This window comes from Pseudomonas sp. TZ252 (genome assembly GCF_056110345.1).
The window spans coordinates 4,529,293-4,542,382 of record NZ_CM148566.1 but is presented as its reverse complement, the minus strand read 5'-3'; the positions used below and the strand labels follow the sequence as shown (position 1 = coordinate 4,542,382).

12 protein-coding genes are annotated in these 13,090 nt (G+C 65.5%); 6 read left to right on the top strand and 6 right to left on the bottom strand.

The features are described 5' to 3' along the window. Positions 1-291 precede the first annotated feature (291 nt). Entirely contained in the window at positions 292-1,722 is a 1,431-nt protein-coding gene (gene dacB / locus ACYAF3_RS21035; RefSeq protein ID WP_003160657.1) for a D-alanyl-D-alanine carboxypeptidase/D-alanyl-D-alanine endopeptidase, read from the top strand. A 69-nt stretch (positions 1,723-1,791) separates the two neighbouring features. Here the strand turns inward: dacB and rlmKL are convergent, their stop codons facing one another. Then, positions 1,792-3,969: a bifunctional 23S rRNA (guanine(2069)-N(7))-methyltransferase RlmK/23S rRNA (guanine(2445)-N(2))-methyltransferase RlmL gene (rlmKL, locus tag ACYAF3_RS21030; RefSeq protein WP_003103239.1), complete on the bottom strand. Its 2,178-nt coding sequence runs from the start codon at positions 3,967-3,969 to the stop codon at positions 1,792-1,794. Positions 3,970-4,429: 460 nt separating this feature from the next. Between rlmKL and rmf the strand changes: the two genes are divergently transcribed. Continuing rightward, complete coding sequence (rmf, locus tag ACYAF3_RS21025; protein ID WP_003103238.1) at positions 4,430-4,642, top strand: ribosome modulation factor; 213 nt, start codon at positions 4,430-4,432, stop codon at positions 4,640-4,642. Positions 4,643-4,729: 87 nt separating this feature from the next. Here rmf and ACYAF3_RS21020 read toward each other — a convergent pair whose 3' ends face one another. Continuing rightward, complete coding sequence (locus tag ACYAF3_RS21020) at positions 4,730-5,758, bottom strand: quinone-dependent dihydroorotate dehydrogenase (RefSeq protein WP_031756483.1); 1,029 nt, start codon at positions 5,756-5,758, stop codon at positions 4,730-4,732. Positions 5,759-5,814: 56 nt separating this feature from the next. Further along, a complete protein-coding gene (locus tag ACYAF3_RS21015; RefSeq protein WP_003103227.1) occupies positions 5,815-6,036 on the bottom strand; it encodes a DUF2835 domain-containing protein in 222 nt (73 codons plus the stop codon). A gap of 152 nt (positions 6,037-6,188) precedes the next feature. On the opposite strand from ACYAF3_RS21015, the gene ACYAF3_RS21010 reads away from it, so the two are divergent. From ACYAF3_RS21010 to ACYAF3_RS21000, 3 genes are all read left to right on the top strand, one after another. Beyond that, positions 6,189-7,070 (top strand): DUF6685 family protein, encoded by an 882-nt coding sequence (locus ACYAF3_RS21010; protein WP_003113960.1) that lies wholly within the window; start codon positions 6,189-6,191, stop codon positions 7,068-7,070. A gap of 71 nt (positions 7,071-7,141) precedes the next feature. After that, a complete protein-coding gene (locus ACYAF3_RS21005) occupies positions 7,142-8,143 on the top strand; it encodes an alpha/beta fold hydrolase (RefSeq protein WP_003103224.1) in 1,002 nt (333 codons plus the stop codon). Between the two features lie 167 nt (positions 8,144-8,310). Then, positions 8,311-10,215, top strand: coding sequence for a M14 family metallopeptidase (locus ACYAF3_RS21000; RefSeq protein ID WP_003103223.1), 1,905 nt, complete (start codon positions 8,311-8,313; stop codon positions 10,213-10,215). A gap of 116 nt (positions 10,216-10,331) precedes the next feature. Here ACYAF3_RS21000 and ACYAF3_RS20995 read toward each other — a convergent pair whose 3' ends face one another. Then, the gene (locus ACYAF3_RS20995; RefSeq protein WP_003115353.1) at positions 10,332-10,808 is read right to left on the bottom strand and encodes a helix-turn-helix domain-containing protein; all 477 of its coding nucleotides are present in this window, start codon (positions 10,806-10,808) and stop codon (positions 10,332-10,334) included. Positions 10,809-10,845: 37 nt separating this feature from the next. After that, on the bottom strand, positions 10,846-11,322 hold the full coding sequence (locus ACYAF3_RS20990) for a helix-turn-helix domain-containing protein (protein ID WP_009313801.1): 477 nt from the start codon (positions 11,320-11,322) through the stop codon (positions 10,846-10,848). A 125-nt stretch (positions 11,323-11,447) separates the two neighbouring features. On the opposite strand from ACYAF3_RS20990, the gene ACYAF3_RS20985 reads away from it, so the two are divergent. Next, entirely contained in the window at positions 11,448-11,678 is a 231-nt protein-coding gene (locus tag ACYAF3_RS20985) for a hypothetical protein (protein ID WP_003091282.1), read from the top strand. A 40-nt stretch (positions 11,679-11,718) separates the two neighbouring features. Here the strand turns inward: ACYAF3_RS20985 and pelG are convergent, their stop codons facing one another. Next, positions 11,719-13,089, bottom strand: coding sequence for an exopolysaccharide Pel transporter PelG (pelG, locus tag ACYAF3_RS20980; RefSeq protein ID WP_003091283.1), 1,371 nt, complete (start codon positions 13,087-13,089; stop codon positions 11,719-11,721). Position 13,090: the final 1 nt, after the last annotated feature.

The window sequence follows — 13,090 nt, the reverse complement described above, 5'->3', positions numbered from 1 at the left end:
ACGCTCCATTGGCGGAGCCTCGCATTACAGACAGTAGCCGACGCCGCTGGAGCCGCGGGCGAACCCCGGCAAGCTCCGCGCGGCGCGGCCGGATTGCCGGCGCACTCTACCAGTTCCGACCATTCGGCGATATGACGGCGAACTCCGCGAAACTCCAGCGCATCGTTATCCGCCTTGCGGCATAATGAGCAAGACGGCCTCTTCGCGTGATGTCCGTCTCTTTTTTCAGGTTCGCTTCGTTTTTCATCTTCATTTCATTTTCTACCCTCCGTCTTCAAGGGTTCTTCATTAATGTTCAAGTCGCTGCGTACTCTTGCCTTCGCCACGCTCCTGCCTTTCGCCCTTCCCACCCTCGCCCAGGTCAACGCCACCCTGCCGGCCAACGTGCAGAAAGCCCTGCAGACCAACAAGCTGACCGGCAACGATCTGTCGCTGGTGCTGATTCCGCTCGACGGCCCGGGCAACCCCACCTACTACAACGCCGACGTATCGGTGAACCCGGCCTCTACCATGAAGCTGTTCACCACCTATGCCGCCCTGGAAATGCTCGGCCCGACCTACCAGTGGAAGACCGAGTTCTACACCGACGGCCAGCTCAAGAACGGAGTGCTCAACGGCAACCTCTACCTCAAGGGCGGCGGCGATCCGAAACTGAACATGGAGAAGCTCTGGCTGCTGATGCGCGACCTGCGCGCCAATGGCGTGACCAAGGTCACCGGTGACCTGGTACTCGACCGCAGCTACTTCAACATCCCGCAGTTGCCGGTATTCAACGACGACGGCGGCGACGACACCAAGCCGTTCCTGGTCGGTCCGGACTCGCTGCTGGTCAACCTGAAGAGCGTGCGCATGGTGGTGCGCACCGACGGCAACAAGGTCAACGTGCAGATGGACCCGCCGCTGGCCAACGTACGCATCGACAACCAGGTGAAGATGACCGCGCCGGCCACCTGCCCAGCCTGGCCGAAGCTGCGCTTCAGCCCGGTGACCCAGTTCGACGGCACCACCCTGCTGGCCACCGGACAGATTCCCCAGGGCTGTAGCGCGCAGACCTACATGTCGCTGCTCGACCACCCCGGCTACACCGCCGGCGCGGTGCGCGGCATCTGGCAAGAACTGGGCGGCAGCATCCTCGGCAAGGACCGCCAGGGCAGCGTACCGCGCAACGCCACGCTGATCGCCAAGGCCTTCTCGCCAGACCTGGTCGAGATCATCCGCGACATCAACAAATACAGTAACAACACCATGGCCCGACAGTTGTTCCTCTCCATCGGCGCGCAGTTCCGCAACAGCGCCGACGGCGACGACGCCCAGGCCGCGCAGCGGGTGGTGCGGCAGTGGCTGGCGCGCAAGGGCATCACCGCGCCGCGCCTGGTGATGGAGAACGGCTCGGGACTGTCGCGCCAGGAACGGGTCAGCGCCCGTGAGATGGCGGCGATGCTGCAAGCCGCCTGGCACAGCCCCTATGCACCGGAGTACATCTCCTCGCTGCCGCTGGCCGGCCTCGACGGCACCATGCGCAAACGCCTGCGGCGCACCGCACTGGTCGGCGAGGCGCACGTGAAGACCGGCACCCTCAACACCGTGCGCGCCCTCGCCGGCTTCAGCCGCGACGCCAGCGGCCACAACTGGGTGGTGGTGGCGATCCTCAACAGCCCGCGGCCGTGGGGCGCTTCGGCGATCCTCGACCAGGTACTGCTGAGCCTGCACGCGCGGAAATAAGGCGCAGTACGAAAAAAAAGGCCGCCAGCGGTTGCCCGCCGGCGGCCTTTTGCATGAATGCCGCTCGCCTCAGCGAACGGTGATTCTCCAGGCCCGATGGATCTTCGGATTACGCGCGAAATCCGGATCGAGGGTTTCGCCAGTGATCTCTTCGACCGCATAGCGGGCCTGCACGCTCTCGTCCAGTTCGAACTTGCGGAAGTTGTTGGAGAAATACAGCACCCCGCCCGGCGCCAGCCGCGCCATGGCCAGGTCGAGCAGTTCGACGTGGTCGCGCTGCACGTCGAACACGCCTTCCATGCGCTTGGAATTGGAGAAGGTCGGCGGGTCGATGAAGATCAGTTCGTACTGGCCATCGTCTTCCCGCAACCACTCCATCACGTCGCCGTGCACCAGGCGCTGCTTGTCGGAAAAGCCGTTGAGCGACAGGTTGCGGCGCGCCCAGTCCAGGTAGGTCTTCGACAGGTCGACGCTGGTGGTGCTGCGCGCGCCGCCCCTGGCCGCATGCACGGTGGCCGTGGCGGTATAGCAGAACAGGTTGAGGAAGCGCTTGCCGGCCGCCTCCTTCTGGATGCGCAGGCGCATCGGCCGGTGATCGAGGAACAGCCCGGTATCCAGGTAATCGGTCAGGTTCACCAGCAGGCGCACATCGCCCTCACCCACCTCGAGGAACTTGCCCTCGCTGCTCTGCCGTTCGTACTGCTTCTTGCCGGCCTGGCGCTCGCGGCGCTTGACCACCACTCGCTCCTGGGCAACGCCCAGGGTCTGCGGAATCGCCGCCAGGGCGTCGAACAGGCGCGCCTGGGCTTTTGCCGGATCGATCGACTTGGGCGCGGCGTACTCCTGGACGTGAACCCAATCGCCGTAGATATCCACCGCCAGGGCATACTCCGGCATGTCGGCGTCATACAGGCGATAGCACTCGATCTTGTCGCGGCGCGCCCATTTGCCCAGTTGCCGGAGGTTCTTCTGCAGGCGATTGGCGAACATCTGCCCGCCCTCGCTCAGCCGTGCCGGCTCGCTCGGCGCCCGCGCCAGGCCTTCGTCGTTGCGTTCGCCACGCTCGCCGGTGACGAACTGGCGCGGCTCGACCTGGATCATCAGCAGCTTGCAGGCCAGCGCGCCGTTCCAGAACGCGTATTGCTTATGGCTGCGGATGCCCATGCGCTTGCCCAGTTCCGGCGCCCCGGTAAACACCCCGGCGCTCCAGCCGATGCAGCTCTGGCGCAGGCGCTCGCCGAGGTTCTGGTAGAGATACAGCAGGCTGGCTTCGTCGCCGAGACGCTCGCCATAGGGCGGGTTGCAGATCACCAGGCCGGTCTGGCCCTTGTCCGGGCGCGGCTCGAAAGTCGCCAGTTCGCCCTGGTAGATCTTCACCCAGTCGGCCACTCCGGCACGCTCGATATTGTTGCGCGCCGGCTGGATCAGGCGCGGGTCGGCCTCGTAGCCGCGAATCCACAACGGCGGCCTGGCCAGGCCGGTCGCCGCGCGCTGCTGGGCTTCCTCGTGGAGCTTGCGCCACAGCGCCGGCACGTGACCCAGCCAATTGCTGAAGCCCCAGCGCTCGCGCCTGAGGTTCGGCGCGATATCGGCAGCCATCAGCGCGGCCTCGACCAGGAAGGTGCCGACGCCGCACATCGGGTCGGCCAGGGCACCGCCCTCGGCGGCGATCTTCGGCCAGCCGGCACGGATCAACACCGCCGCCGCCAGGTTCTCCTTCAGCGGCGCGGCGCCCTGCTGCAGACGATAGCCGCGCTGGTGCAGGCTATGCCCGGAGAGGTCCAGGGAGAGGGTCGCCTGGCCGCGGTCAAGGTGCAGGTGGACGCGCACGTCCGGATTGACCTTGTCCACCGACGGGCGTCGGCCGGAGCGCTCGCGCAGGTTGTCGACGATCGCATCCTTGACCTTCAGCGCCCCGAAATGAGTGTTGTCGATGCCCGAGCCCTTGCCGCTGAACTCCACCGCCAGCGTGCCGCCGGCGTCCAGGTGGTCTTCCCAGTTCACCGCGTGGACCGCCATGTACATGGACTCGGCGTTCTCCACCGGGAATCGCGCCAGCACCAGCAAGACCCGGTTGGCCAGGCGCGACCACAGGCAGAGGCGATAGGCCACCTCCAGGCTGCCCTGTCCGCGCACCGCCGACACCTGGGCGCGCGCCTCGTCCAGGCCGAGCCCCTGCGCCTCTTCGAGGAGCAGGCTTTCCAGGCCTTTCGGGCAGGTCAGAAACAATTCGTAAACATCAGCCATATCGCCTTCCCGGGCCGTAGCCCTTGTCAGTGGAAGCACCCTCATGGGCACTTCTTTGGCACCAGGTGCCGTGGTTCGATTGCCGGAACGCTCCCGGCGTTGCTCGCTGCGACCCCGAGTCGCAGTCTGGGCGACCCTTCGTCGGAATGCGAGGAAATCTCAATTGGTGGGGGTACAAATCGTTATAAGGCGCAACCCCGCGACCCTGCGGCGTTAGCGCCGGAAACCAGGCGTCATGAGCCTGCAACATATGGCCCTATCGACGAAAGCGTTAAGTCTTTATGACAAATCGGTCATTCACACGCCTGAACGCTTTGGTTAGAACTCCAGTTAATCCGCCACCGCAACGGTGTCGGGCGAGGGTCGTCACGCCGGCAACGACCCCTTTCGGCGAAAGCTTCGCCAGGCCTCCCCTGGGGGCCAACGGGACATAACAGTCAACAAGTGAGGGCAACACCCTATGAGAAGACTTAAGCGTGATCCGTTGGAAAGAGCCTTCTTGCGTGGTTATCAGAACGGCATAACCGGTAAATCTCGTGATCTTTGTCCGTTCACCCATCCTACGACGCGGCAGTCCTGGCTCAACGGCTGGCGCGAGGGCCGTGGCGACAACTGGGACGGCCTCACTGGCACGGCCGGCTTACAACGTCTCAATCAACTCCAGCACGTGTAAGCGACAACACGGATAGCACCGATTTCCCCAAGGCACGCCCCATCCGGGCGGCGGGCGCAAGCCCAAGGGCTCCGCAAGGAGCCCTTTTCAATTCCGCCGCGGCAAAGCGGCGATGGCATCCACCGCTTCGCGGATCAACGCCGGTCCCTTGTAGATGAAACCCGAATAGATCTGCACCAGGCTCGCCCCGGCGGCGATCTTCTCCGCCGCGTGCGCGCCCTCGGTGATACCGCCGGCGGCGATGATCGGCAGCCGTCCGCCCAGTTCGCCGGCCAGCACCTTCACCGTGTGCGTGCTCTTTTCCCGCACCGGCGCGCCGGACAGGCCACCCGCCTCGTCGCCATGCGGCAGGCCTTCCACGCCTTCGCGGCCGAGAGTGGTATTGGTCGCGATCACCGCGTCCATCCCCGCCTCGACCAGCGCCGCGGCGACCAGCGCGGTCTCTTCGTCGGTCATGTCCGGGGCGATCTTGATCGCCAGCGGTACCCGCCGGCCATGCCGCAGCGCCAGCGCTTCCTGGCGCTGGCGCAGTGCATCCAGCAGTTGCTTGAGCGAATCGCCGAACTGCAGGCTGCGCAGGCCGGGCGTGTTCGGCGAGCTGACGTTGACGGTGACGTAGCTGGCGTCGGCGTAGACCTTGTCCAGGCAGATCAGGTAGTCGTCGACCGCGCGCTCCACCGGGGTATCGAAGTTCTTGCCGATGTTGATCCCCAGCACGCCGCGATACTTCGCCGCGCGCACCCGTGCCAGCAGGTGGTCGACGCCGTGGTTGTTGAAACCCATGCGATTGATGATCGCGTTGGCTTGCGGCAGGCGGAACAGGCGCGGCCTGGGATTGCCCGGCTGCGGTCGCGGAGTGACGGTGCCGATCTCGATGAAGCCGAAACCGAGCTGGCCGAACCCGTCGATGGCGTCGCCGTTCTTGTCCAGGCCCGCGGCCAGCCCCACCGGGTTGGGAAACTCCAGGCCCAGCACAGAGACCGGCAGACTGGCCGGCTTGGGCGTCAGCAGGCGGTTCAGGCCCAGGCGGCCGCCGGCCCCGATCAGGTCGATGGACAGTTCGTGGGAGGTTTCCGGGGACAGTTTGAACAGCAGCTGGCGGGCCAGGGTGTACATGGTCAGGTATCGGTCGGCAGAATGAAGGGTGCCGATTATAGCCGTCGAGCGCCCGCTCAGGCGAGGCGTTGCAGCGCCAGCAGGCGGCCATCCTCGCTGAAATCGAGGCGGAACGTGCCATGCACGCCATCGTGGCCGATGAACGGACGCAGGTGATGGGCCGGCAGATTCACCCGGCGACCGTCGCGGCTGCGCAGCAGGACCCGATTGGCCCTGCCGCCGTAGATGGCCTGCAGGCGTTCGCCGGACAGGGCGATATCCATGATGAGACTGGGCATGGAGCCCCCCGCTTGAATGAACCACGACAGCTTGCCACAAACCACGCGGTTGAATGTCACGCCCGAACCTGTGCTTCAATGGACGGACCGTCGCCGTCCCCTCCCACCCCTTTCCGCGTCGGTCGCCGAGCCCGAGGAGCCCTCCGTCGATCATGAGTTCCAACTCGCGTAGCAACAGCACCTTCACCGGTCGCCTTTCCGCACTCGCCAACCGCCTGCGCCTGGGTGCCGCGCGAAGCGATGGCCGGGAGCTGCGCGAACGGGCGGCCGCCCTCGAGCTGCCGTTCCAGCCATTGCGACGGCCGGAGCCGAGCGTCTGGTGGCAGGCCGGACCGCCCCTGCACACCCTGGTCGACCTGCCGCGCGGCGCGCTGTCCGGCCCGGTCCAGGAAGACAAGGCGGAAGCCCACGCGGTCCTCAAGCGCCTGGTGCGGGTCAGCCACTCCACCCTGGAGTCGGTCGACCTGAAGACCATCGAAGGCGTATGCAGCCGCGAGATCCTCGTCCAGGCACCTTGCCCACGCCTGGAAGACCTGGCCACGGCCGAGGTCTGCCGGGGCGTACGGATCATCAGCTACAAGGATTTCGTCAAGGCCCTGAGCCTGGCCCTGCCGCGTTTCACCAACGGCGACAGCATCCGCCTGCGCCAGGCCGCCTGGCACGGCGAGCGCCTGTTCTGGGCGGGCGAACGCCAGGCCTGCGCCTTCGCCGCGGCGATCGTCTACGCCCGCCGCCGCGAACTGGAACTGAAGCTGCCGGCACATCTGGAACGCTACGAACTGGAGCCCGGCGCGCTGGACGAACTGGAACAGCGCTACCACATGCTGCGGATTCCGACCGAGGCCTGGTCCGAGCCGACCTTCATGAGCCTGCTGCTGGATACCGGCCTGCCCTATGCGCGACTCGCCCTGTTCACTCCGGAAACCCCGGAGTGCCTGTTGCTGCCCCGCAACGACGAACGCGCCGATGCCCTCGGCGAAGGTCTGCGGGCGGCTGGCGCGGCAGACGTGGTGAAGTATCTGAAGCAACTGTAGGCAACCGGCCAGGACTGGCCAGCTCGCGCCCTGACGTGCATCCTCCAGCAGACCCACACAGGAGCGATCGCATGTCCCTACCCCGCCTCAGCCTCTGTCTCGCCCTCGCCTGCGGGCCGGCGCTGGCCAGCCAGGCGCCGGTCTACGGCGAACGCCTGGAAGGCTTCGACTACGCCTATCCGGTGCATTATCTGGACTTCACCTCCCAGGGCCAGCCGCTGAGCATGGCCTACCTCGACGTCGCGCCGAAGAAAGCCAACGGCCGCACCATCCTGCTCATGCACGGCAAGAATTTCTGCGCCGGGACCTGGGAGCGCACCATCGACGTGCTCGCCGACGCCGGCTACCGGGTGATCGCCGTCGACCAGGTCGGTTTCTGCAAGTCGAGCAAGCCGGCCCATTACCAGTACAGCTTCCAGCAACTGGCAGCCAACACCCACGCCCTGCTGGAACGGCTCGGCGTCGCCCGGGCCAGCGTGATCGGCCACTCCATGGGCGGCATGCTCGCTACCCGCTACGCCCTGCTCTATCCGCGGCAGGTCGAACGATTGGTGCTGGTCAACCCCATCGGCCTGGAGGACTGGAAGGCCCTGGGCGTGCCCTGGCGCAGCGTCGACGACTGGTACAGGCGCGACTTGCAGACCAGCGCCGAAGGCATTCGCCAATACCAGCAAGCCACCTACTACGCCGGCGAATGGCGCCCCGAGTTCGATCGCTGGGTACAGATGCAGGCCGGCATGTATCGCGGCAAGGGGCGCGAGTCGGTGGCCTGGAACTCGGCGCTGACCTACGACATGATCTTCACCCAGCCGGTGGTCTACGAACTGGACCGGTTGCAGATGCCGACCCTGCTGCTGATCGGCGAGAAAGACAACACCGCCATCGGCAAGGACGCCGCGCCGGCAGAACTGAAAGCCAGGCTGGGCAACTACGCGCAACTGGGCAAGGACGCCGCCCGACGGATTCCCCAGGCGACCCTGGTGGAATTCCCCGACCTTGGCCATACCCCGCAGATACAGGCTCCGGAACGCTTCCACCAGGCACTGCTGGAGGGTCTGCAAACCCAGCCCTGAACCATCCACCGGCGGCGCTCTCGCCATCGGCTTCGCCGCGCCTTGCCCGGCGTCAACACCGATGCCTGCCGCCGGCGTTTCACTGCACTGGCTGCGCGACGACGCGTGGCTCGCGTCGCGCAGGCCCGCCCACGCCGCGGCCGTTCCCATCCACATGGAGGTTCATCGTGTTCCCTTGCCTACCCCGTTCGCTACTCGCCGGCGTCCTGCTGGCGAGCGCCCTGCCCGCTCACGCGGAGCTGCCCCACGCGCCCGCCTACATCGATGACAGCGCCTACCCGGCCGCGGCCCGCCAGCGCATCCTGCCACCGATGTTCGAGCAGAGGCTGGGCAGCCTGCGCTACCTCGCCAAGCCCGGCGACCCCTTGATCACCCAGGCCGAGAGCAGCGACTTCCAGCGTACCAGCGACTACCGCGAGACCCGCGCCTACCTGGAGAAACTGGTAGCCGCCTCCTCCGGCCGCATCGCCCTGCGCGAGTTGCCCGAGCGCAGCGCCGAGGGTCACCCGATGCTGCTGGTGACCGCCTCCACCGAGGCCGACAAGTCCGCCGCCGGCCTGAAGCGCTCCGCCAAGCCGACCTTGCTGGTGGAAGCCGAGATCCATCCCGGCGAGGCCAACGGCAAGGACGCCATGTTCATGCTGCTGCGCGACATGAGCGCTGCCGACCGCCCGCTCGCCGGGCTGCTGGAGAAGATCAACCTGCTGTTCATCCCGGTGGTCAACGTCGACGGCGACCTGCGCCGCAGCGCCTACGGGCGGATCAACCAGAACGGCCCGCAGGAGACCGGCTGGCGGGTGAACGGCCGCAATCTCAATCTCAACCGCGACTTCACCAAGCTCGACAGCGCGGAGATCCGCAACGTCGCCTGGGTGTTCAACCACTACGAGCTGAGCTTCTTCGCCGACACCCACTCCACCGACGGCGCCATGTATCCCTACGACAGCTCCTACTGCCACAACGGCAACGGCTGGTCACCGGCGAGCAGCGCCTGGATGGACCAGGTCATGCGCAAGCCGGTGTACCAGGCGCTGGAAAGCCTCGGGCACATGGTCCATGAATGCATCAGCCTGAACGACAACCAGGATCCGACCCAGGGCTACTACCCCTACCGCACCGACCTGGCGCGCTTCTCCAACCAGTACGGCGACATCCGCAACGTGCCGTCGATCCTCATCGAGCAACACGCCCTGCATCCGTACAAGACCCAGGTGCTGGGCAACTACGTGATGCTCAAGGCGATGTTCGAGGTGATCGGCGAGCAGGCCGCCAGCCTGCGCCAGGCCATCGCCAGCGACCGCGAGCGCCTGCTGCGGCAGAAGGAGGTGATCCTCACCTGGAAGCCGGGCGAGGCCGCCGAGACGCCGTTCGTGGTGGGCGACTACCGCTACGAGCAATCGCCGGTCACCGGAGCCCGCACCATCGTCTGGAGCAACCGGCCGAAGACGCTGAAACTACCGGTGACCGACAACGGCGTACCCGACCTGGTGGTGCCGCGTCCCCAGCGTTTCATCGTCCCGGCGCAGTGGCACGAGGTGATCGCCCGGATCAAGGCCCATGGCATCCGCTATAGCACCCTGGAGCGTCCGACCGAAATCGCCGTGACCCTGTACCGCATGGACGACATCAAGCTCGCCGATGGCTTCGAACCGGATCGCGTGCAAGGCAACCGGATTCCGGGCTACGAAGGTCGCCTGCTGGTCAGCGGCACGCCGAAGCCGTTCCAGCGCCTGCAGACCTTCCCGGCCGGCTCGCTGTCGATCGACACCGCCCAGCCGCTGGGCGTCCTGGCCATCGACCTGCTGCAACCGCAGAGTCCGGATTCCTTCTGGTCCTGGGGCTTCTTCAATTCCACCCTGGTGGCCGCCGAGGAGCCGGAGGAATACGTGATGGAGCCGATGGCGCGCAAGATGCTGGCGGAAGACCCGGCGCTGAAGGCCGCCTTCGACAAACGCCTGCGCGAGGACAAGGCCTTCGCCGCCGATCCGCAGGCACGCCTGCAATGGTTCTACCAGCGCACGCCGTTCTACGACGTGAACGCCTTCGTCTATCCGGTAGGAGTGGTGTTCTGAGGCCCACCTGGGGCTGACGGCGGATAACGCTGCGCGTTATCCACCCTACCGCTGGGCTTCGGGAGCCCCGTTGCCTCTCCCGCTTGCGGGAGAGGGCTGGGGAGAGGGAGCCGGTCTCAGGTACCGTCGGTGGGTGTGGGCAGGTTGCTTCTCGGCTTGCGCTTGCGCCTGGGTTTCGGTGGTTTTTCGGGTGGCGGCGACAACTCCCGCTTGCGCACCTTCTTGAGGATTTCCCGATGCTTCTCGCGCCAGGCCGGCACGTCGAGACCGTGGAGTTCGAGCAGCTCGGGGTTGCGCTCCACCAGATAGACCGCCGCTTCCTGGGCGGCCTCGGCGATCTTCCAGGCGATCGACTGCGGTTCGATGCTGCCTTCATAGGCGATCCAGTCGCTGAACTCCGGGAAGGTCCCGCAGACCTTCTCGAAATCCTCGTCGTGCATGCGCTGCCGGCCACTCTCGATGTTCTCAAGGCGTTTGGGATCCATGCCGACCACCTCGGAAAACTGCGGTCGGTTCAACCCCGTCAGCCCGCGCAACCCGAACAGGCGCTCGCCGGCGCGAAACAGGCAGCGCTTCCTCACTACATAGACCATGTACGGATACTTCCCTTCGTTTCTGGCGCGATGCGCCTCAGTCGCCCTTGCCGCTCGCGGGCGTTTTCCTCTTCCGCTGGCGCCTGGGTTCCGGCGGCTCTTCCAGGGGCGCCGGCTCCGCCTCCGGCGCCTGTTCCGCCGCCAGCAGCGCCTCGCGTATCTCGCGGTGGCGTTCGCGCCAGGCCTGCATGTCGATGCCGTGCCGCTCCAGCAGCACCGGGTTGCGCTCCACCAGGTAGACCGCGGCCGCCTGCGCCGAGTCGGCGACCTTCCAGGCGATCGACTGCGGCTCGATGCTGCCTTCATAGGCGATCCAGTCGCTGAACTCCGGGAAGGTTCCGCAGACCTTCTCGAAGTCCTCGTCGTGCATGCGCTGCAGCTCGTTCTCGATGTTCTCCAGGCGCTTGGCCGTCATCCCCACCAACTCGGCGAACTGCGGACGGCTCAAGCCCATCAGCTCGCGCAGGGCGCGCAAGCGCTTGCCAGCAGTGAACAAACGTCGATTCTTTACCATGTGTAGTCCGCGTCTGATGGTTCCCTATGCATATTGATTCACTAACTGTTAGTAGATCAATATGAATCCAAGCCCTCTAGACCGAGGGTTCCCCTCCAACATCGGACCATGGTGCAGGACGCCTGATGAAAGTGGAAGAACTCCCCCAAGAGGGTTTCGCCGAGTGCCCCCGCTATATAACCCTGATGCGTTTCGCCTTCCTGACCGGCCTCAGCGACCGGCCGGACCTGCTCTACGCCTGGATAGAGAGCGGCGACCTGCCGATGCGAACCTTCGGCACGCAACGCCTGGTGGATATGCAGAAGCTGCAAAAACGCATCGAGGAAGCAAAAAAAGGGGCCGATTCAACCGGGTGAATCGGCCCTTTCTGAAAGACCCTGCCGCCGGCGAAACCCCTCAGCGATTGAGCATGAAGGTCTCGTACTCCAGGTCGTCCAGCGCGGTGGTCAGGCGGTACAGCCCGACCAGCACGCAGACCAGCAGCGACAGGGTGAAGCCGTAGCCGAAGAAGCTCGGCCCGAGCAGCAGGCTGACGAAGGTCAGGGCGCCGTTGACGATCACGAACAGCACGCAGAGTTCGAGGACGATGCGGCGCTTGTCCAGGTAGAAGAAGACGTTGAGCAAGGCCATGAACACTACCTGGATGCTCACCCCGATCAGGTCGATGTAGAACAGCGGCAGGTAATAGCGGGAAATTCCCAGCCAGCCGAGCAGTTGCGGCGCCAGCAGGAACAGCAGGACCACCGCCAGCCCCTGCACCTTGCAGATTTCCAGCAGGCCCTGGCGGATGGCGAGGATCATCTGCTCCTTGAGCAGGCCGATGTGCTGCAGGGTCTCTCCGCCGCGGATCGCCTCGTAGACCCGCTCGTACCACTCGGCGAAGTCGGTCTCGATGCGCACCAGGAACACCGCCATGCCGGGAATGATCGACAGGTAGGCGAGGAAGATCGGCAGGTCGTAGAGGATCGAGGCGCGCAGCGGGCCGATCACTAGGTCCGAGGTGGAGGGGTTGAACCAGAAGATGAACTTGTCGATCCAGATTCCCAGGTTGTAGCAGAGGCCGGTCAGCAGCAGGCTGACGAAGACCTGCCGGCGGTCGAGGAAGTCGAAGGCCACCATGCGCCTGGCCGGGTACTCGCGGAGGATGTCGTAGAGGAAGACGAACAGCAGGCTGGCGTGGCCGATCAGCAATGCCAGCAGCAGGCCGTCCATCTGCATGAAACGCAGCAGGTAGGCACAGGCGACCATCAGCGCGTAGCCGATGAACATCACCAGCAGGATGCGTTTGTAGGCCTTCATTCCCGACAGGAAGATGATCACCAGCCACAGGTTGCAGAGCACCACGAAGTTGGCCATCACCAGCAGGCGGTAGGCGAACGGCTCATCGAACAGGGTCGCCAGCAATATCGCCGAGAGCAGGCCCGCCGCCAACGTCACCAGCAACAGCACGCCCACCAGGTTGGGCAGGATCGCCTCGTGCTTGCGCTCGAACAGGCGATCGGAAATGAAGCGGGTGAAGAACAGTTGCAGTCCCCCGGTGAAGATCAGCGACAGCGCCATCAGGTAGGTCACCGTGATCAGGAACTGCCGGACCAGCACGTCCGGCACCACCACGCCGAGGCTCAGCACGCCGATCAGCATCACGCTGACGATCGACAGCACCCAGGGACCGGAGCTGATCAGCCCGGCGTAGAGGTAGGCGCGCAGGGTCGCCGTATAGGAATCGCGGGAAAGGATCTTCCGCAGTTCGAAGCCGATGCCGGCCATG

Excerpts from the sequence above, each read along its gene's own strand:
- ACYAF3_RS20995 (WP_003115353.1), bottom strand. The coding sequence starts at position 10,808 with ATGGTCTATGTAGTGAGGAAGCGCTGCCTGTTTCGCGCCGGCGAGCGC.
- ACYAF3_RS20985 (WP_003091282.1), top strand. The coding sequence starts at position 11,448 with ATGAAAGTGGAAGAACTCCCCCAAGAGGGTTTCGCCGAGTGCCCCCGC.
- rlmKL (WP_003103239.1), bottom strand. The coding sequence starts at position 3,969 with ATGGCTGATGTTTACGAATTGTTTCTGACCTGCCCGAAAGGCCTGGAA.
- ACYAF3_RS21015 (WP_003103227.1), bottom strand. The coding sequence starts at position 6,036 with ATGCCCAGTCTCATCATGGATATCGCCCTGTCCGGCGAACGCCTGCAG.
- pelG (WP_003091283.1), bottom strand. The coding sequence starts at position 13,089 with ATGGCCGGCATCGGCTTCGAACTGCGGAAGATCCTTTCCCGCGATTCC.
- rmf (WP_003103238.1), top strand. The coding sequence starts at position 4,430 with ATGAGAAGACTTAAGCGTGATCCGTTGGAAAGAGCCTTCTTGCGTGGT.
- ACYAF3_RS20990 (WP_009313801.1), bottom strand. The coding sequence starts at position 11,322 with ATGGTAAAGAATCGACGTTTGTTCACTGCTGGCAAGCGCTTGCGCGCC.
- ACYAF3_RS21010 (WP_003113960.1), top strand. The coding sequence starts at position 6,189 with ATGAGTTCCAACTCGCGTAGCAACAGCACCTTCACCGGTCGCCTTTCC.
- ACYAF3_RS21005 (WP_003103224.1), top strand. The coding sequence starts at position 7,142 with ATGTCCCTACCCCGCCTCAGCCTCTGTCTCGCCCTCGCCTGCGGGCCG.
- dacB (WP_003160657.1), top strand. The coding sequence starts at position 292 with ATGTTCAAGTCGCTGCGTACTCTTGCCTTCGCCACGCTCCTGCCTTTC.
- ACYAF3_RS21020 (WP_031756483.1), bottom strand. The coding sequence starts at position 5,758 with ATGTACACCCTGGCCCGCCAGCTGCTGTTCAAACTGTCCCCGGAAACC.